The 21,036-nt window shown below is 25.4% G+C and carries 21 protein-coding genes and 1 pseudogene; 3 read left to right on the top strand and 19 right to left on the bottom strand.

Features of this window, described 5'->3' with window-relative positions:
• Window positions 1-342 precede the first annotated feature (342 nt).
• Window positions 343-699 carry a plasmid mobilization protein gene (locus APRE_RS08955; protein ID WP_012797112.1) on the top strand — a complete coding sequence of 119 codons (357 nt, stop codon included), beginning with the start codon at window positions 343-345 and terminating at the stop codon, window positions 697-699.
• A gap of 1 nt (window position 700) precedes the next feature.
• Entirely contained in the window at window positions 701-2,032 is a 1,332-nt protein-coding gene (locus tag APRE_RS08950) for a relaxase/mobilization nuclease domain-containing protein (protein ID WP_012797111.1), read from the top strand.
• 458 nt (window positions 2,033-2,490) lie between these two features.
• Here the strand turns inward: APRE_RS08950 and APRE_RS08945 are convergent, their stop codons facing one another.
• From APRE_RS08945 to APRE_RS08915, 8 genes are all read right to left on the bottom strand, one after another.
• Window positions 2,491-4,107, bottom strand: coding sequence for an ABC transporter transmembrane domain-containing protein (locus APRE_RS08945; RefSeq protein ID WP_012797110.1), 1,617 nt, complete (start codon window positions 4,105-4,107; stop codon window positions 2,491-2,493).
• 14 nt (window positions 4,108-4,121) lie between these two features.
• Entirely contained in the window at window positions 4,122-6,212 is a 2,091-nt protein-coding gene (locus tag APRE_RS08940; protein WP_012797109.1) for an FtsX-like permease family protein, read from the bottom strand.
• Between the two features lies 1 nt (window position 6,213).
• Window positions 6,214-6,888 carry an ABC transporter ATP-binding protein gene (locus APRE_RS08935; RefSeq protein ID WP_012797108.1) on the bottom strand — a complete coding sequence of 225 codons (675 nt, stop codon included), beginning with the start codon at window positions 6,886-6,888 and terminating at the stop codon, window positions 6,214-6,216.
• Between the two features lie 9 nt (window positions 6,889-6,897).
• Window positions 6,898-8,241 carry a PapB family radical SAM/SPASM ranthipeptide maturase gene (gene papB / locus APRE_RS08930; RefSeq protein WP_012797107.1) on the bottom strand — a complete coding sequence of 448 codons (1,344 nt, stop codon included), beginning with the start codon at window positions 8,239-8,241 and terminating at the stop codon, window positions 6,898-6,900.
• 90 nt (window positions 8,242-8,331) lie between these two features.
• Window positions 8,332-8,484, bottom strand: a complete 153-nt coding sequence (locus APRE_RS09775) for a hypothetical protein (protein WP_012797106.1) — start codon at window positions 8,482-8,484, stop codon at window positions 8,332-8,334.
• A gap of 122 nt (window positions 8,485-8,606) precedes the next feature.
• Window positions 8,607-9,035: a hypothetical protein gene (locus APRE_RS08925; RefSeq protein WP_012797105.1), complete on the bottom strand. Its 429-nt coding sequence runs from the start codon at window positions 9,033-9,035 to the stop codon at window positions 8,607-8,609.
• 12 nt (window positions 9,036-9,047) lie between these two features.
• Window positions 9,048-9,311 carry a hypothetical protein gene (locus APRE_RS09970; RefSeq protein ID WP_012797104.1) on the bottom strand — a complete coding sequence of 88 codons (264 nt, stop codon included), beginning with the start codon at window positions 9,309-9,311 and terminating at the stop codon, window positions 9,048-9,050.
• Window positions 9,305-9,874: a phospholipase A2 family protein gene (locus APRE_RS08915; protein ID WP_012797103.1), complete on the bottom strand. Its 570-nt coding sequence runs from the start codon at window positions 9,872-9,874 to the stop codon at window positions 9,305-9,307. The genes APRE_RS09970 and APRE_RS08915 overlap by 7 nt, the downstream gene beginning before the upstream one ends.
• 339 nt (window positions 9,875-10,213) lie before the next feature.
• Here APRE_RS08915 and APRE_RS09555 point away from each other — a divergent pair.
• Window positions 10,214-10,510: pseudogene (locus APRE_RS09555) on the top strand (hypothetical protein); the annotation flags it as partial.
• Between the two features lie 606 nt (window positions 10,511-11,116).
• Here APRE_RS09555 and APRE_RS09660 read toward each other — a convergent pair.
• From APRE_RS09660 to APRE_RS09760, 11 genes are all read right to left on the bottom strand, one after another.
• On the bottom strand, window positions 11,117-11,239 hold the full coding sequence (locus tag APRE_RS09660) for a class III lanthipeptide (protein ID WP_012797102.1): 123 nt from the start codon (window positions 11,237-11,239) through the stop codon (window positions 11,117-11,119).
• A gap of 64 nt (window positions 11,240-11,303) precedes the next feature.
• Window positions 11,304-11,426 (bottom strand): class III lanthipeptide, encoded by a 123-nt coding sequence (locus tag APRE_RS09655; RefSeq protein ID WP_012797101.1) that lies wholly within the window; start codon window positions 11,424-11,426, stop codon window positions 11,304-11,306.
• A 64-nt stretch (window positions 11,427-11,490) separates the two neighbouring features.
• Window positions 11,491-11,613, bottom strand: a complete 123-nt coding sequence (locus APRE_RS09840; protein ID WP_012797100.1) for a class III lanthipeptide — start codon at window positions 11,611-11,613, stop codon at window positions 11,491-11,493.
• A gap of 68 nt (window positions 11,614-11,681) precedes the next feature.
• Window positions 11,682-11,819 (bottom strand): class III lanthipeptide, encoded by a 138-nt coding sequence (locus tag APRE_RS10065; protein WP_169302058.1) that lies wholly within the window; start codon window positions 11,817-11,819, stop codon window positions 11,682-11,684.
• 14 nt (window positions 11,820-11,833) lie between these two features.
• Window positions 11,834-11,977, bottom strand: a complete 144-nt coding sequence (locus APRE_RS09765) for a class III lanthipeptide (protein ID WP_169302057.1) — start codon at window positions 11,975-11,977, stop codon at window positions 11,834-11,836.
• 193 nt (window positions 11,978-12,170) lie between these two features.
• Window positions 12,171-13,787 carry an ATP-binding cassette domain-containing protein gene (locus APRE_RS08910; RefSeq protein ID WP_012797099.1) on the bottom strand — a complete coding sequence of 539 codons (1,617 nt, stop codon included), beginning with the start codon at window positions 13,785-13,787 and terminating at the stop codon, window positions 12,171-12,173.
• A 35-nt stretch (window positions 13,788-13,822) separates the two neighbouring features.
• Window positions 13,823-16,405, bottom strand: coding sequence for a class III lanthionine synthetase LanKC (lanKC, locus tag APRE_RS08905; RefSeq protein ID WP_012797098.1), 2,583 nt, complete (start codon window positions 16,403-16,405; stop codon window positions 13,823-13,825).
• Between the two features lie 344 nt (window positions 16,406-16,749).
• The gene (locus APRE_RS08900; RefSeq protein ID WP_041449789.1) at window positions 16,750-18,387 is read right to left on the bottom strand and encodes an ABC transporter transmembrane domain-containing protein; all 1,638 of its coding nucleotides are present in this window, start codon (window positions 18,385-18,387) and stop codon (window positions 16,750-16,752) included.
• Between the two features lie 132 nt (window positions 18,388-18,519).
• Complete coding sequence (locus APRE_RS09965; protein ID WP_012797096.1) at window positions 18,520-18,645, bottom strand: hypothetical protein; 126 nt, start codon at window positions 18,643-18,645, stop codon at window positions 18,520-18,522.
• A 1-nt stretch (window position 18,646) separates the two neighbouring features.
• On the bottom strand, window positions 18,647-20,833 hold the full coding sequence (locus APRE_RS08890; RefSeq protein WP_012797095.1) for a radical SAM peptide maturase, CXXX-repeat target family: 2,187 nt from the start codon (window positions 20,831-20,833) through the stop codon (window positions 18,647-18,649).
• On the bottom strand, window positions 20,823-20,993 hold the full coding sequence (locus APRE_RS09760; protein WP_012797094.1) for a hypothetical protein: 171 nt from the start codon (window positions 20,991-20,993) through the stop codon (window positions 20,823-20,825). Before APRE_RS09760 ends, APRE_RS08890 begins: the two co-directional genes overlap by 11 nt.
• Between the last annotated feature and the right edge of the window lie 43 nt (window positions 20,994-21,036).

Below are 21,036 nucleotides of genomic sequence, written 5' to 3'. Positions count from 1 at the left end.
TAGATCCAAATTTAGTAAATACGAAATTCAAGAACTTAGAATATGATTTCCTTAATATTTACACTATTTCATTATACTTATAAAAATCCTTATTTAAAAGTAATTTTTAGAATATTCCTTGAAGTTTATCTTATATTGTTTATTAACTTCAATAAATGCGGTATAATTAATAAAACTGAATAAACGCTTAACGCTTATAACTTTAATAGCAAGCACAGTAAGTGTACGGACACTTACGAAAAAATTAATGGAGCAGACCTTTACGGAATGCTCCATTTTTTTAATTTTTACCTTGTTAGGGAGAGCCCTAAGACCCCGAAATATTTTATAAAGGAGAGTAAAATGGCAAATAGATTTAGAAATGAAAGAATAGAAATAAAACTTACTAAAGAAGAAAAAGAAGTTTTTGAAAAGAAAATGAAACTTGCTAATTGCAAAACTATGTCTCACTTTCTTAGAAAATGTGTATTAGAAAAAGAGATTTATGTAGTAGATTTAGAACCATTTAGAAACCTACAATGGCTACTTTCAAATGCAACAAATAATATAAACCAGATTGCAAAAGCTACTAATACAACTGGTGTTATTTACAAAAATGAAATTGAATCTATGAATAATCAGATAGAAAAATTATCAAAAGAAATATGGCAGATCCATTCCCTACTTCTTAATAAATCAAAAGAAAGTTCTGGTGATTAGTATGGCAATTACAAAAATACATCCTATAAAATCGACTCTAAATTTAGCAATAGATTATATAACTAAGAGTGAAAAAACTGATGAAAAAATCTTAGTATCTTCATTCAAATGTCATCCATCTACTGCTCATATTCAATTTATGAGAACACGAGAAGACAATGATACTAAAGGTACAGTTTTGGCTAGACATTTAATTCAATCTTTTCTACCAGGAGAGGTTGATCCTATAAAAGCTCACGAAATTGGAATGGAATTATGCAAGAAAATTTTAAAAGAAGATTATGAATTTGTTCTTGCAACACATATAGATAGAGGGCATATCCACAACCATATTATTTTTAATAATGTCAATTACAAGACTGGCAAATGCTATCAATCCAACAAAAAAACTTACCATAAAATTAGGTATCAAAGTGACGAATTATGTAATGAAAATAAGCTTTCAGTCATTGATGAATATTATGAAGCTTACAAAAGAAAATATAAAACTGCGGGTAAATCGTGGTACGAATATGACCAAAACAAGAAAGGAAATTCTTGGAAATCTAAACTACAATTTGATATAGATAGAATGATTAATAAATCTAAATCTTGGGAAGAGTTTTTAGAAAATATGAAAGCTCTTGATTATGAAATTAAGTTTGGTAAACACATTGCTTTTCGTCATAAAGATAAGCAAAGATTTACAAGATCGAAGACTATCGGAGAAGATTATACTGAGGAAAAAATCAAAGAAAGAATGGATTTAGCAATTAAAAATAAAGCTAATCCTATTAAAAAACGAGTAGGAAATGTTATTGATATATCTACTAATGAAAAAGCTCAATCCTCTAAAGGTTACGAAGTTTGGGCAAGAAAACACAATATCAAAACAATGGCTGATTCAATAATTAAATTAAGAGAACAAGGAATTAATTCAATTACCCAGCTCGATGATCTAATCAAAAAATCTGCTGATGATAGACAAGACTTGTTAGATAAAATAAAGAAAATTGAAACTGAAATGAAGAGTTTGTCTCAAGATATGGAAAATATAAATACTATAAATAATTATCGTGAAATCTATAAATACCATAAGAAAAATACTGATGATAAACAATTTGCAGATGAGTATTATAGTGAACTTTCCGTCTATAAAATAGCCGCTAAAGAAATTTTAGTTAACTATAAAAAGCTACCAAACACAAAAGAAATACTATCTAAACTTGATGAATTACAAGAAAAAAAGAATACCCTTATGCAAAAGTATTCTTTGAATAAAGAACAATTTTCTGACCTTGTTCAGTATAGGAAAAACTATGAAAATTACTATGGGAAAGAAGTGGAGAGATAACATCTTCACTTCTTGATCTTATGAATTATTACTATTTTCGATTTCTCTAAAAGAATCTCAAAGATATCTAGTCAATGTTATGCTTGCACCACAGAAAGTTCTGCATGTTTTTTACTCAAAGCCTTAAAATTCTTTTCTCTTCCGTGTCCACTTTATCATATTTGATTTATATTTTTTCAAATTAACTTCTAAAAAATCCATTACTGTATTAGATTTTACTTAGAGTTTATATTAATTTTATGGTAAAATTTCAACTAGAATCTCTCGTTTTATGTAGTTACTAAAATTTAACAGTATTGTGTACTTTTTGAAAATATATTATAACAGATAATTAAATAGAATATTTTAAAAAATGTACTAAAGATGTTCCTTTAGTAAGAGAATATTTTCTAACCATTATGATATTATATATGTAATATATAAATTAAAACTTCACTCTATGACTGATATTTTTTATCTCACAAGTTAATTATATAATCACATATATTTAACAACTCTGGTCTATGTGTAATAATGATAAATTTTTTATCTTTAGATAATGCTTTAATAATCTTAGACATATACTTTTCACTTTTTAAATCAATGGATGCTGAAGGCTCATCTAAAATATATAGTTTTGCATCTTTAAAAATTGTATTTAAAAATGACAATTTTTGCAATTCTCCTTTTGAATTTATATTATATTCATACTTATCTGACGATTTAAAAATTTTTGAAATATCACCTATAAACATCTCTATATCTACATTTAAATAATGTTCTTGTAACTTGGATTTTATATATTTAATATCGTATTGATTTAAAGAATCAGTCTGAGGCATAATTTGGATATTTCGACTTAATTCACCAATACCAATATCTTCAAGTGGAGTATTATCTATTTTTATTTTTCCTTTTTTTATAGGTAAAAGCTTTCTTATTAACTTTATAATAGTGGTTTTACCAACTCCGTTATCACCTATAATACCAATGACATTACTTTTTGTAAAATCGATACTTAAATTCTCTATTTTAATATTATCATCTAAATATCCGGTCTCTAAATCATTAGCAATAATTGTTTTAAAGTTTAATTTATGCTCCAATAATTGGTCAAAGTTAGTAAAATCTTCAATCATATCTTGATTATCTAATAATTGATCTATTTTTGTTTTCTTTGGTAAAATCGTATTAAATTTCATAAGTATTTTTGTTATGTTAGTTATAGGTGAAAAAATCTTTTGAGAGTATAAAATTAAAGTTACTAGTCTTCCAGTCGAAATATTTCCAGTATTTGCTAAGTGTCCCCCAATCGCTATAATAATAAAAATACTACACAAACTTGCCAAAAGATTTAAAGTAGACGATCTTAAAATCAAATCCATTAAATTGTTATTTGCAATGAATAACTTTTTATTACTTCTATTATAATTTTCGCTAGAGCTTTTCAAATAATCTTTAAGAAGTAAATTTTCTACATTATTTATACAAGCTTGTACTTTTGAATTTACTTCTGCATTTAAATTTCTTACATCTCTAGATTTGATTTTAACGACTCTAGACATCATATATTGTATTACTACCAATACAATATTTAGTAAAAAAATTATAAATGCTATCCACAAACTAGATCTCATTATGTATATAAAAATCAGTATAGTTGATATTATTAAACTAAATAAGTTAGGTATAGAATTTGTTATGAAATCAGTAATATTATATATATCATTACTAATAATTGTTATGATTTCGCCTTTAGATTCTTTAAACCAATATATAAGATTCATTTTTCTTATTTTGCTAAACACATATGTACACATTCTAATATTAATCTTCTTATTTAATTCATTTAATATTTTTGAAGATATATATTGTAATAATATTATTAGCAAAGAAATTATAGCAAATATAAATACATAGTCTCTTACACTATTAGATTTATTGGTTGATGTAATTATGTCTATAATTTTACCTAAAATGCTAGGAACATATATTGCTAAAATATTAGATAAGATGAATATGCAAGTAGAGACAATTAAGGCAACTATTTCTCTACTTTTCAAATTCATTTGTTTATCATTGAATTTTATAAACATATTCATCTCCTTACTTATCTCATTTTTTGATTTACTAGCTTCTTATTTTCTCTAATTATAATAAAAATATATAGAACTATGAAAACTAATACAAGACAAATACTTATTAAAAGCGAGTAAATATAGTTATCTAATCCAATAAAAAGCTTAATCCTATTTTTAAATCGAATGTAGATAGATATTAGTATAGATACTATTATAAAAATAGAAATAATAAGTGGTATCATTGAGAAAGAGCGTGTGATTTTGTTATTTATACTTAAAACCCTATTCTTATCTAAACCAAGAATTTCTAACATTTTATAGTTTTCTAGTGAGTTTTTGGTATTTATCAGGGACTGTATTAATAGAATTGTCATTACAATGATTGTAAATATAAATCCAATATATGTTCCCAATACTAAAGTCAAAAGTGACATAAATTTAGTGTCCACTTTTTCTATTTCATCAAGCCTAATAACTTGTAAAAATCCTTCTGAATTTTCTTTTTCTAACTCATCTTTATATTTATCTTCCAAATTTGTAAACTGTTTATTAACAGTCGTTTCTATTTCATTTTCTAATTCTTTTGCACTTTTATAATCTAACCCTCCATCAGTATTGCCAACAAAGTTAATTTTTGCAAGATCGAGATTTTCTGTTACTTTATCTGGAAAGATTAACAAATCCTTGTTTATACCACCATAAATATAAGTTCCTAGATTTTCAGTGTAAACATAATCAAGTCCTTGTCCTTTACCAACTAGCTCTACTGTATCTAATTTTAATTTTCTATTTTTTATCAAGTTATCTTTGTACTGGTCTATGTCTTCAGTATTTGCTAATTGGTAGGCAAATTCATTGTCTTTAAGTTCTATTTCATCTAAGTTTTGCATTTTCCTTAATTCATTGTATTGACTTAAAGATATAGCTAAACGAGATTCATCATATCTATTATTCTTCTTACTATAAGGTTTAAAATCTTCTTTTCTTGGATAAAAATATTTAAGTTCTACGCTTCCTTCTAAATTTGCCCCCTTCTCTTCTACTAAATTTTCAATAAAAGAATAATCATTCTCTATAACATCTTTTTGACTGTCCAGGACATAAAAATCAGTGAGAACATATATATCATTTTTCATCCTGTTATGATAATTCTCTTCCCCAATCGTAGACATGATTCTAGGCAATGAAAAAGCCAAAATAGAAATAACCAAGAATATAACTATAGTTACTAATAACCTAACATTTTCAAATATATTCATTTGAATATTAGATGATACGAGGAGCTTATCTTTTTGATATATGCTTTCATTTTTACGTTTCTTATCTAAAAAATAAATAATAGTATAGAAAAATGAATACATAAGTAGTATAGACGCTATTAAAAGACTAGCTTGAACTTTATTGCTTTCGTAATTTGGTATTGGACCTGTAAAGTCTCTATCTAAATTAAAATAAGTGTATATATTATATGATATATATACTAAGCAGATAATGAAGATGAGGCTTGATATTATTAACTTAGTTTTTGATACAGTCTTTTTATTAATATTTTTCCCATCATTTATTAAATCTATTGGTTTCTTTTTAATTATCTTAAAAGCATTAAAAAGATTTGTTATAAGAAATATCAAAGCAAAATAAATAATAGTTCTAAGAAGGGTACTAGCATAAAATACTAAATTTATGGAATATTTTTCTAAAATTGCATTTGCTATAAAAGCATTTATAAATTGAGAAGTGATTTGACCTACACAAATTCCAATTAAAACACCTATACAATAAATAGGTAGCATCTCCATAGCAAGTATTTTAGCCAAGGTAGATCTTTTTGCTCCCATAATATTTAATACTGATATGCTTTTAATTCTAATTTTATAAATATTTCCATTTACGAAATTTAATATCAAAAATATCCCTGCTGATGCTATATATATTAACCACCTTATTATTGTTTCAAAATATGAAAAATCATATAAATCATTTGACATTATCACACTTTTAGAATCAGCTATAGAAAGAAATGAAAAAAATAAAGTCGCACAAACAATAATTGATATGAAATAAGTCTTATATTTATCTACTTTATCTTTTAGACTTAAATTAGATATTCTTATTCTCATCTTATCCCTCTATTTCTCCATCTTTTATTGTTATAATTCTATCTCCATACTCGGCTACATTTTTATCATGAGTAACTAAAAGCACTGTAGTATTAAATTTTTTATTTATATCTTTTATAAGATTCATCAAATTTTCAGCAGAGTTAGAATCTAAAGCCCCCGTTGGCTCATCGGCCAGTATAATCTTAGGATTACCTATAAGTGCTCTTGCACAAGCAACTCTTTGTTTTTCTCCACCAGATATTTCATAAGAGTTTTTATCTTTTAAGTATTCTATATTTAATTTTTTTAAGATATTGTCTATTTTTTGATTTATAGTATTAGGCTTTTCGTTTTTTAATAATAGTGGAACTGCAATATTTTCTTTAACATTCATAGATTCAATTAATTTAAAATCTTGAAAAATAAAACCTAAATATTTTCTTCTAAAGTCATTTGCCTTTTTTAAACTAAGTTTCTCTATATTGTTTCCATCAATTTCTATCTGACCTTTATCCGGTTTTTCTATAGTAGCTATTATATTTAAAAGTGTAGACTTTCCAGATCCAGATTTTCCCATTATAGAAACAAATTCACCTTCATTAATATTTAAATCTATATCTTTAAGAACTTCATTTTTTACTGAACCTTTACCATAACTCTTATAAAGATTTTTTATTTTAATTATTTTTTCCACACTAATCACCTACTCAAATAACGCCTTTATCTCAGAATCACTTAAATCTATATATAAGTATAATAATTTCATAAATATAACTTTATTTAAATAGCACTGTCTACTGGAAGGTCTATTTAAAATACCTGTGTTTTCATAATTTTCGTAAGGGCAGCCACACCTACAGAAATGTTTAGCAAAGCAGCTACTACATTCAGTAAGCTTGCTATTATCATTAAAGATTTTTTTTATGAAATTAGAAGTCTGCATACAATTTGAATATACATTACCTATATTATAATGATCATACGATACAAACCTATGACAAGGATATATATTTCCATCAATATCAATAGCCACTGAGTTAAAAGCAGCACCACAAGGGTAATTTTGTTTTTTGCTAAAATGTATTTGCTTTAATGCCCTGAATAGAATTTTTACTTTCTTAGCTTTATCTATTTCTCCATTTTTAATATAATCTTTAAATTGATTGATAAGATTTATATTTTCATCAATATACCTCTTATATTCAAGTGTTCCTAAAGAATTGTCAGCGGCAGATATTGGTATATTCTTAAAGTTCAAGGTATTTAAATGCTCAAAAACTCTAACCATATCTAAATTTCTAGGAGTAATGGTAGCTCTAGCCGATAGTAAGCCTTTATTTCTTAAGTATAAAGTATTTTCTATAATGTCATTGTATGCTTGATTGCCATTTTGATAAACCCTATCACTATTATCGTTTAAGTCTCCATCTATACTAATCATTGTATTAATTTTATTTTCAATGATGAATTCATTTACTTCTTTATTTAACAATGTACCATTAGTTGTCATACTAAAATAAAATTTTAATTTATTGGTTGATTCTTTGATTTTACAATAATTTACTATTTCTTTAATCAGATCAAATCTTAATAACGGTTCTCCACCAAAAAATATAATATTAAGTTTATCACTATTTGTATTTTCAATTAAAAAATCTATTGATTGTTTAGCTGTGTCTGAATCCATAAATCCAGTGTGATTATATCTACCTTCATCACCAAAACAATACTTGCATGCTAAGTTACAGCCTTGAATAAGCATCAATGTTATCGATGAAATTTTATTGCTAGAATCATAGTGTTGTTTACCTTCAAATTCTGCTTCTCTTAAAAAACCCATAGATTTCATAGATTCTATTAATTTTCTATATTCCTGTTTAGTCATATACATAGATGATTTATTTTCTAATTCTTCCCATTCATACTTCTGCATTAAATTTAAAAATTTTTCTACTTTGTCATCAATTCGTATTATTGACACATTATCATAATCAAAAATGTATTTGTTGTTATTATGTTTGAGTTTTATAAAACCTGATGTAATCATCCATTCCTCCTTCTATACATAGTAATATAATATGGAGCCAGAATATGTTATTTACATACTGCTAGATTTACTATAATTCTATTTAGTTACTTAGTTTCCTATGATATCATCTTTGTTTCCATCGCAAAAAATACACCCTAAATCAGCACACGTATCTTCTGGATAGTCACACCACATGCAAGGTTGCCAACTTTCTGATGAGTTCATTTTTTCATTGTTACCTAAATTTATCTTTTCAAACATTCTCTTCCTCCTACTTGTTCTAATCCTGACTCCATATAATATCTAAACTGATTCCCACCCCTACCCATTTCCTACTATGTGAATTTTGTTAATTATGATTATTCATATTTAAATACTTATATTTAATAATTTTGAATATCTTCAAAATTTATTATTCTTATCTCATTATTCTTTATGACCACTATACAAGGTATAGTATCAACACCATACTCATCTAAAATTTCATTGAGTTTGGTATTATTAAAATATTCATTTATATCTAAGTCTACAATATTTTCAGATAGATTAAGTTCTCTATTTTCTTTTACTAAACCTACTCCGTTACTTATATAACGTAAGCAATATGGACAATTTTTAGATGTCAATAAATATATTCCGTCTTTACCTTTAATATCTTGCCAATTTATTTTATTTAATTGTTTAGAAGCTATTTCATAATTAGATAATTGATAAAATTGCTCATAGTTACTAATATTTAATTTGAAAAGTTTAAATATTGCTAAAACAATAACTACTACATATATGCTTTTAATTATTTTTCTGTTCTTCACTTTTTATACCAGCTATTTGAAAAGTAAATTTCCAATGAACATAGTAATTGGAAAAGATAATACCAATAGCAAGTTCAAAAAAACAAATAGTATAGATTTTCTTTTTATGGAAGATATCAAGCCAATTATCCCAAGTATAGGACATATAAAAATCGTGCTTATACCTAAAGGTTTCAATTCTGTAAATTTATTTAATAAATCTACAGGAAGAATATATGAAATAACAAATATTATTATGCCGAGTATAAATGTGTATTTTTCTATATTTTTTAGCATCCTATTTGACCTACTGTATTAAAGTATGTTCTGATTGCCCAAGCAACTTTAGCCATTGTTCCTGACATTTCGCTTTTATGTGCATCAATATAATCTACTAAGTCTTTATTACATTTACAATTCTTTCTAAGAGTTGGAGACCACTTGTAGCATTGATCGTGTCTTCTACAACCTTCATCTAGTACATCAGTAACTGGTTCATCTGAATCCTTTCCGCCATAACCTGGTCCACAATAGTTCCCCCATATTGGTAACCCTATTGAACGTGTACTGTAACCTTCAGTATTAAATCCTGCATAATTTGAACTAATTGATTCTAACAATAAGCCTTGTTCTATAACTTCTGGACTTTCGTTATTATTTTGTGCATTTTGATAATCAAAATATAACCTACCATTATCTACAATGATGTATTCCTTAACTTCATCTCCTATTTTTTCAATTTCACTATAGCTCAAATTTTCTCCATCGGATGCAGCTACATTATTATTAGGAAAAATAAGTACACAAATAGCCAGTACAAAAATTAACCCTAAAAATATTTTTTTAAATTTTTCTTTCATTACATATCTCCTTTATGCTACTAACGCTTTTACTACCTTATTTCTAATTTAATTTTATAGTAGTTAGAAATTTATTTCAGCTAACTTTTGTGAATATTATTTAATTATTACCTTTGCTATATAATTTTTAGTCATTGAAAATCCTTCGTCGCTTATTCTTTGAATTCCTTGTTCATAAAAAAATATTACTACAATACTATTTTAAATTTTGCCTTTTATTTTAGAAATTGCTCTTTACTTCAATCTCATGTTAAGCATGTCTTTATCTTAGTTAGCTTGATATTTTTGTTCTTATTTTGATGTATAAACCGAAATAAAAAAATCTGTAACAAGATATGAAAAAATTTAAATATTATAAATAAATATCATGAGATCTATAAATACCATAAGAAAAATCCTGAAGACAAGTAATTTGCAGAAGAATATTATAGTGAGCTTTCCGTATACAAAATAGCTGCTAAAGAAATTTTAGAAAACTATAAAAAACTACCAAACACAAAAGAAATATTAACAATTTCAAGAAAAAAGAACACCCTTATGCAAGAGCATTCTTTGATTAAAGAGCAATTTTCAGACCTTGTTCAGTATAGGAAAAACTATGAAAATTATTATGGGAAGGAAGTGGAAAGATCATAGGATATAAGTAATTAAACTTGTAACCTTTTCAAAAATTATTTTGCAATTAATTATAAATTAAGTATTCTAAAATTAAGTACTCTAAATGTTAAATTCAATCAATAAAATTATTTTATCATGTTTTCATAAAGTTTCACAAGAAATATTATTTTAACGATTACATTTACTAAAGTCATAAGAATAATCAAAATAACCACAATCCATTAAATATTTTGATTATTTAATGATATTTTTGATTCATGTAATTGGTACGTCTTATTTGCTATAGATAACATTTCTCTATTGTGTATTTTTTCTCTTTACTTTTAGTCCTTTATAGCCTTGTGACTAGTATGCATTTACCCTGTTTATTACTACGATTTCTGAAGGTATGCAATATTTAACTGATAAAGATTTATATGAGATACTGGATTCTAAATATTATTTTACTACTTTCATTTTGAATTCTGTGCTATATTTTGCCATTAAAAAACTGACCTCCTTTAGTTAGTTTTTTGGTCTAACTTTTAGGGGTCAGTTCATAAGGTACCATCATTTTTATTTATCCGATTACATATCAAATATTAATACTAATTTAATGATATGTAATTTTAAAAATATTCTATATTAGCAGATAAAAAGGCTTACACCGCTTGAGTTTTTACAGTTTGTACTATAAGTTGATGCAGCCATTACTGCTATATCTTCCCTAGGTTGCATTTTTTGTAAATTTAAAATATCATTTGTCATAATTAATATCTCCTTATTTTATAACGTTTTTATCATACGTGAAAATAATTTATATTTACTAATATTAGCAAACAAATAGACTTATGCCGCTTGAGTTTTTACAGTTTGTACTAAAAGTTGATGCAGCCATTACTGTTATATCTTCTCTAGGTTGCATTTTTTGTAAATTTAAAATATCATTTGTCATAATTAATATCTCCTTATTTTATAGCGTTTTTATCATACGTGAAAATAATTTATACTTACTAATATTAGCAAATAAATAGACTTACGCCGCTTGAGTTTTTACAGTTCGTACTATAAGTTGATGCAGCCATTACTGTTATATCTTCTCTGGGTTGCATTCTTTGTAAATTTAAAATATCATTTGTCATAATTAAACCTCCTTTCTTGTTCTTTCACTACATAACAGTTTATTAACTGTAATAGCCTCTTAATCTTATTAGCAAAAGAAATAGCTTGTGGTACTTTGAGTTTCACAGCCAAGTACACTCAATGTTGAATTTGGTTGTACATGTACATCATCATATACTTCAATCTCTTGTAATTTTAGTATGCTCTTTATTAATAAATTTCTCAAAATATAACCTCCTATTACTCCTTTGGTGGTCTTACACAAATAAATATACTGACAGTACTTTCTTTTTTGCAAGATATACTAACAGTTGATAAATCGTTATCTTCACTATTGAATAAATCATCCACTATTAATTTTTGCAATGATAATATTTTATTCAAAACATACCTCCTTTCATAAAACTTATATCTAAGCTAAAAAAATTATATACTCTTAATTTAAGATATAAAGATATAATACAAGTAAATTTTTAAAGCTTTAGATTCTTTGGCAATTAATCCTATAACTATATTATTCTCATAGTATTATATATAATTAAATTTAATTAAGAATAATTTCTTATATTTGGTCCCATTAATCTAAATTTAATATTTTACTATTGCTAAAATTCAATCTATCATCATGTGTTATAATAATTATTATTTTTTTATCTCTAACATTATTAATATATTTTTTCAACCACTCAATTCTCATGTAATCTAAATTAGAAGAGGGTTCATCTAAAACTAACATACTTTTATCTTGAGATAATTCTTTTAATATATATAGAAACTGCTTATCACCACCAGATAATTCGCTAATACTCTTGTGTAAATTTTCCAACAAAAAATCTATCATGTATCTATCTTCATCAGATCCTTTATATAAAAGTTTTTTCTTTATATTATCAAAATCATTATTCATATTTTCCATATTTACTTCCAAAAATTCAAGTACAGATATATTTTTAATAGTAATGTCTTGGGGAACATTTGAAATTGCCTTTTCTCTCATATATTCTAAATTTATCTTATCAATATCTATATCATTATATCTTATATCTACATCCTTACCTCGCAATATTCCATTAATTAATTGAATTATAGTAGTTTTCCCCTTGCCATTCTCTCCCCTTATTAACAATATATCTCCTAATGACAATTCTATTTCTTTTTTATCCAATACTATTTTTTTTTCGTTATATTTATATGTTAGATTTGCTGATAAATGTGTTATAACATTGATTTTTATGTTCCCAATCTCATCATTAGATATTTTTAGTAATTCAGAATTTCTTTTATTTGCAACTATGAAATTTTGATAATCTTTCCCCAATGTGTAGTAATATTTTATAATGGATTCAATTATCCCATAATAATTTCCAATTACGGCTAATTCTCCTATAGTCATATCCTTATTTATAACATAGTATCCACCTAAAACTAATGTTAGTGTTTGAAATATAAAAGAAATGCCACCTTGAGAAAAATTAAAAATCATTAGCATCCTTGCATATTCTTTATATACACCAATAAATCTATTAAATGATTTTCTCAAAAACGTATTTTCATCATTATATTTAGCATTTAACTTAATTACATACATATACTCCAATTGCTGATTCATATCTTTATAGTATTCATTTTGAGTCTCTCTAACAATAAAACTTTTATTTCTTAATGGCTCTCTAAATTTTGAATATACAAATAAATATATAGGCATTAATATACCTACAAATCCAGCAATATAAACATTTATTTTTAATAAAATATAGAATACTACTATTAGTTTAACTCCATAAATAAATATTAAAACAATGTTTTGTAAGACAAAATCAACAATAGTTGCACTATCCTGTTCTATTCTTTGATATAAATATACTGGATCAAATTCTTTGAATTTTAAAAAAGGTATTTTCCTTAATTTATCTATTATATTAAACTTATTTATAAATTTAATTTGTTCGGATAAAGTTAATTGTATATATTCACTTGAAATTGCCGTAATTGCATTTAAAAGTGAAAAAGCTATCACTAAAAAAGCATATTTTTTAATATTATCTATACTTTCTAAAGTAACTAAAGAATCAATAAATTTGCCATTATAATATGGAACTAGAATAATTGATGTATTAGATATTATTATTATTATAGAAAGTATAATAAATTTTGTTAAAAACGGCTTAATAATCCTTTTGAAAGTTTTAATCATATTTCATCCTTAGTAAAATTAACTACTTATTAATTTCAAACTATAGGTAACCATGATATTTTCTCTTTATTAATGAGATCTAATAAAACAGCAATAATACCTGCACTTCCAGAAAACAAATCAGAAGATAACCTATATGAAAAATCTCCTGGTGTAAAGATCTTATCATCTTCATCTACCAAAAATAAATTCAACTTTTCTAAACATATATCTCTATATTTATTTCGTATATTTAAATCATCAATATAAGGTAAAAGCGTAGCTAAACCGATAGCGCCTCTGAATAATCCAACTCCATAAAAACATCTACTATTTATCACCTTTAAAATCTTATTTTTATAAACCTCAAACTCTTCGTCAAATATATTTTTATATTCATCTAAAGTATATATAATTCCAGCACTACCCCCTAATATATATGGTAACAGTCGTTTACCATCACTTATATTTAGTGACTTATCCAATGGATTTTCCATGCAGTTCTTTAATTCTTTCTTTATCATTCTATTTGCTAGCTTTTCTAATTCTTTATCCTTCGTAACTTTATATAATTTAATTACAAAATATGCAACACCCGACCATCCTTCAAAAAATCCCATAGGTACGAAATCTAAATCATATGAAGTAAGTTCGATATCTAATTCAAATAAATTTTTAATTTTAGAAACAATATTATTTAGGACATCCATTATTTCTTCTCTACGCTCTAATGGTGCCTTATGATAATAACTTAATAAAAACAACCCCATTCCTGATAATCCAGATAAAATTGAAATATCATTAAAGGTATCTAATTTGTTATAAATATACGACTTTAACTCATCAACAGTTTGTTCAAATTCTTCTATAAATCCCAATTTAAACAGCACTGACGCTATCCCTGTTCTTCCAGTAAAAAGTCCCCACTCATCATACTCAGAAAAATCGCAATTTGACTTAACCCATTCCATGCATGTTTCATCTATTTTATTTGCTGAATATAATGAATTTATTACTCCATATGCTCCAGTTAATATATTATACTTTCCCATTTTATGAATATAGACTCTGATATCTCCATGAGAAAAAATACCTTCTGAATTAGAAATGTCATATTTAATTCCATTAGCCAGTTTCGATACTATACCTAAAACTTTTTCATCACTAAATTTATTATTAGTTTTCATTTGACTATCATATTTTAAAACAGTTATTAATTCTTTTGATTCAAATTGACAACTTTCTATACACTTATTTGTCATATCTAAAACAAACTTCTTTATGTCTTCACCATATAATTTTCCAATATATTCATAGTGATTATTTCTTAATTTATCATCCAATAAATCAACAGGTCCAATTGGTAAAAATATATACTTAATAAGCTGAATTGCACCAAACCAATCACTTTCTTTTACATTAGTAGTTCTTCCATCTACAAATCCAGGTGTCATTAGTGAAGGCTTTAAGTTTTCTAATAAGTTACTTGATGTTTCAAAATCTATAAATTTAACATCAAGTTCTTTACTGATCAAAATATTTGATGGTTGTAAATCTCCAAATCCAATACCTTGTTTATGAATTTCAGATAAACCATTTATAATATTTTTAATAATTTTTTTTGCGGAATCCAAATATTTATATGTATTTGATGAATCATATGAAAAAGGATAATTTTTTGAAATCCAGCTAGTTAATTGACCTCCTTCCACAAATTGTTCAACTAAAAAATAATTTTCCCAGGCTTTAAAAAAATCAATATAATCTGGCGTATACTTTGAAAATTTTAATTTTCTTAAAACATAATCTTCCTTTTTTAACCTATACACTGCATCTCTATAATTAGCATCTAATCCAGCTTCTGGTCTAGCTTCCTTTATAACAACTTTAAGACCAGTTGATTTTTGCAATGCTTCATAAACACCCCCACCATTGCTGAAATGTAAAGCATTAGTTATCTTAAATTTATCGAATTTATTCTCTCCTTCATCTTTTTGATTTACATTTTTTTCCATTTCTAACACTTCTTTAGGTTCTTTAACGAAATCTGGAAGTATATAGTATGGTTTTCTCACATCTTCTATCAATTCACCCTCTGTATTTCTTATACAATATAATTCCTTACCTTTAATCTCTTTTATTATCTTTTCAAAACCTCCATATCTGAAAAAAACATTTCCATCTTTCCATCTTTTGTCGCTTAATATGTAGGGCCCATTCTCAAATCTTTTTACAATACAATCCAATGAATCTAAAAGATCAATAAATTCCTTCTCATTGTGCGGATAAATCGTAATAAATTTACCAGAAGAAGAGCGATCTCCATACTTAGAATTTTTTAAAAATAACAAGTCTTCTCTTTTTACATACTTAAAAGAAATTTCTTTTTTCCATAGAAAATTTGAAACTTCATTCAAAATACTTTGTGCATCTTCATATTTAGTAGATATATGAATTTTCCATCCTTGTGTTGGAAGTTTATCATTCTTATACATACACATTGTCCAATGTTCGTTATCGGTAATAATTTCATAATTTTTTAAAATATTACTATTTATTTGATATTGTTTTGATAAATTATTGCTATCTTCATAAAATTTATTATCCGGTTTCAAATATCCCATATACCTAAAATCCATATCAGCCCTCCAAAAATAAATTTATATAACTACATATTTTTTCTTTTTTTAATATAAGATATGTAAATAATGCTATTATTATCAGTATAAAATTAAATATATAATATTTAAAATGTATATTAAGTAATTCTTTTATTGTTCTGTTTTGTGTATATATAAAAATAGCTTCTCCAAATATTCTAATGTAGAACTTCTGAAATATCACAACATTTATACTCTATATCTACAACATTCATACTACTTTTCTTATAATTTAATTTTAGACCAGTTAGAAGTTTATTTCAGCTAACTTTTGTGCATATTTTTACTTTTTTATATTCATAAACTTCCTAAAAACATAATTTTTAATAATTTTCTTTTTTACCTGCCACTAAAAATATATCATCACATATTCTTTGTATTTCATGTTCATGTGAAATTATTATTAGGATACTATTCTTACTTCTTTCTTTTATTTTAGAAATTACTTTTTCCTTCATTTCTTTATCTAATCCAGATAAAACTTCATCTAATAAAATCAAAGATTTTTTGCTAATCAACAGTCGCGCTAACTGTATTTTTTCTTGTTCTCCTTTTGACAAAGTATCTTTCAAATTTTTAGTACTATAATTTTTAATTCTTTCTAATCCTAGAAATCTAATTATTTTTTCTAAATTTGGTTCATCTACCTTATTTTTCTCTAATAATGTAATATTAGAATTTAGGTTTTCACGTAATATAAATGGTTTACTCTCTATAGACAAGACTTCTTTTCTTAAATCTTCATCTTTAATATCACTTATTTCGATGTCATTTATTAAGATTTCACCTTCATAATCGGTATAAAGTTTACTAATTAGATTAAAAATTGTTGTTTTACCTGATCCGTTTTCTCCAACTATTCCGTATAATCCAGGCTTCGATATTTCAAATGAAAAATTTTTCAATATGTATTCATCATCATATTTGAACGAAACATTTTTAAATTTAAGACTAGTTACTTTTGATAATTTCTTTCCATCAGTTTTCTTTTCACTGTCATGATCCATAATTTTCCTATATCTTTCTAAATCTACAATAACTTCATTAAAAGATAAGTTTAAATCACCAATGTTTTTAATTGACGAATGTAACTTTTCCATATAACTACTAAAAGCAACTATATTTCCCAATGTCAAATTTCCTAATATTATTAATTTTGCTGAAATGAATAATATTAGAGAACTTAAAATAATAGTTATCAAATCTTGTAAACTCGTTACGGTCATATTTATTTTCATATTCGACATAGATACATTTTTTAAATCCTGAAGCTTTTCTTTATAATTTTCTTTAAATGTTTTTTCCAGATTATTTAGTTTTATTCCAGTTAAGTTTGAAATCGTATCTATTAGATAATCAGAATATACATCTAATTTTGCTATATAGTCTCTTTGTTTACTAATAATAGTACTTTTAAATATGTAGTTAATTCCGTAAGTCAATGGAAGTAATATAATCGCAATTACAAATAATTTTAATGATATCCTAATCATAATATAGGCAGATATAATAATGCTAAACAAAATCATTATAATGCTTGAAAAAAAATCTATATAGAAACTGACTATTTTATCACCTGTATTTTCTACTCTACTTACAAGTTCTCCTTCTCCATACGAATTTAAAAATTCATATCTTGTATCTAATATTTTAGAAAACATTGCTTCTTTTATACTGTTCGAACAATCCACTGATAATATATTGCCTATCCATTCCTCTAAAATACCGCTTAAACTTTGAAATATATTTAAAAATAGACTTATAAGAATAAACTTTGAAACTAATTGCAAATCTTTTATTACTATTAAATCAATAATTTTCCCAAATATATAAGGAATCGCCATACTTGCAATTATTCCTAATAGTATGATTATTATTAAATATATAATTTTCTTTTTCTGTGGCAATATAAATTTATCAATTATTTTTTTGTGTTCACGCCAATCAAACATATTATTCATCTACTAAATATACTTTCCTAGATTTAAAATCAATTGACCAAAAAGAATTTTCAGTACTTTCCCAAATATATTTATCGGATGTATCTCTCCACCATTTTTCATATTCTTCTACTATGTTTTTATAATCTCTATCTACTTTTTATAAATTTCTTGACTTTCAGATAAAATTTTCAACAGGTTTTCTAATGCTATTTTCTTTTCAAGAAGCTCTTCTATATTACTACATTCTTCCTGTGTTAATGTTCCAACTTCTTTCAACTTAGCTATCCTCCAAGTATTTTTTGTTTAAAATTCCATTTACAGGATTTTTTTCTAAAACATCAATAAATGGATCTAAATAATTTAATGGTTTTATATGTCTATCAAACTCCATTAATTTCGCCAGTTTTTTCTGTAATTCATAAGATACTCTATATTCAATACTAGATTTTACACATGAGTTTTTAGACGGTATATTAACTTCATTTGTATTTATATAATTTTCGAAACTACAAGAATTACAATGACAAATACTACATTTATTACAAAGTGGAGAATATTCCTCAGTGAATAAATGTCTATTATAATTCTCTTTTATTCCATCTTCTAAGCTTCCTATATAATCCAAAGGAAACTTAAAATAAAATTCTGGACAAACATAAAACTTTTCGTTACTTGCAAGGGTATAAGAATTTAATCCACTATCACATAATTCTTTTTCTTTCATAAACAATTCATCAGTTATTACATTTAGTTCTTTAATTATTCCTTTATTCACATACTCATAATAAATATAATCAGAAATACTCTTTAGTTGTTTTTCATATAGGATAAAATCAAATTGTTTATCGAAATCTAATATATTTAGATTAATCCTGTTAGTCTTATTGAATAATTTTGTTATAAAAGTCTCCATATCACTTAAACATTTAGACGATATATTTAGTATTATATTTTCTTCTAATTTCATATTTCTTATAAACTCTTCATCATCAGGATATTCAATAGTAAGGATATAGTTATTAGTTATTTTTCTTATACTATCTTGATTTCTTATTGAGCAATAGTGAAAAATATTATATCCTTTTAAGTCTATCTCTTTGAAATTTAAATTGAGTCCATAATTACTATGTATGAATACTGGTCTTAGAAAATTATTTTTAGCATATTCTAACCCTTGTTTTATAGTTTCATTAGACATAATAGAAGAATCACTTCTATTTTCACTACTAGCACAAGTTTTTACAGTCGAATTAGACAACAAAAAATACAGTTTATCTCTTTCTTCGTTATTAATCTCTCTTTCAATTCCATACCTATTATGTAGTTCTGCAAAGTAGTAGTTATTTGCTCTTACTCTTGCTTTATGCATTTTACAAATATACTTTGCCTTTTGAAAATTTGTGTTACTATCTGCAGAATCATAATTATGACCAAAACATGAAGTGCATCCGCTTGCAATCCTGCAGTTAAGACACTCCTCATCAGATTGAAGCTTCGTATTTAATAGATAATAAGGTCTTATTTTATCAAAATCTATACCATTCTTTACATCACCTATTACAACTTCTTTTTTATTGTTAAGTGAATAATCTTTATATCTCATACATGGATACAATGATCCATCAGGACCAACTGCTATCATCTTCCCAGCACCACATGAAGCTGTTTCTAATATTTCTTTACTATTTGGAAAACCTACAGATTCATCAAACAAAGTACAAGAATATTTATCAAATAGCTTATTTTCCAGAATATAGTCTGCCAATTCAATTAACTGGTCTTCAAAAATTTTATCATCTCCATCTTGCCAAACCTCTTCAAATACAACATTTGCTGCTACATCAGATATTCCTAATTCCCATAAATGAATTATGCTATCTTTTAAATATTTTAAATCTTTACTTGAAAAAGTAACTTTGGTAGATGCTTGAAATTGATTTTTGTACAGTTCTATGTTCTTTATTATTTCATCATAGGAACCTTTCCCATTTTGGAAAACTCTGTGCATATCATGTTTTTCTTTTGTCCCATCTAACGTAATTGCAATTTCAAGTTTTCCTTGATTTTTCTTTATAAAATCTTGTACCTCTTTACTAGCATAATTAATCCCATTTGTCGTTATATTAATCCTATAATCCCAATACCGTTCATCCTTTAGTAAATATGCTTTTCGTTTAAAGTAATCACATATTTGATCTATTAATTTTATTTCAAGCAGTGGCTCTCCACCTATAAAATCTAATATAACTCCTTTGGGTCTTATCATTTCTTCTGATAGTACATAATCAATAAATTTCTTCGCTACATCAAATGACATTTTTTTATTTGAAGATTTATGTGTAATATAACAATAACTACATCTCAGATTGCAATCTTCAGTTACAATAAAAGTTAATGTCTGAGCTACGCCATCTTTCCAAATATCAAATTCTTTTCCTACTCTATATGAAGTATTATTTGTCATTTTTATTACTTAAGCTCTTACGTCCAAATCTTGGATGTTTTGCTGCATTTTTTGCAGTACAACTATATCTACATGTGTGCACACACATAAGTTTGCAAACATTAAATGGAGTAATACCTCTTCCATTTTTATCATTTTTAATTTTACTAAAATAATTCATTTTTCATCTCCTCTAATTTTTCTTATTTTTTAAACTTTAATTC

The organism is Anaerococcus prevotii DSM 20548 (assembly GCF_000024105.1).
Lineage (GTDB): Bacteria > Bacillota > Clostridia > Tissierellales > Peptoniphilaceae > Anaerococcus > Anaerococcus prevotii.
Note: the sequence above shows the minus strand (reverse complement) of the source record. Positions and strands in the feature narration are given on the sequence as shown.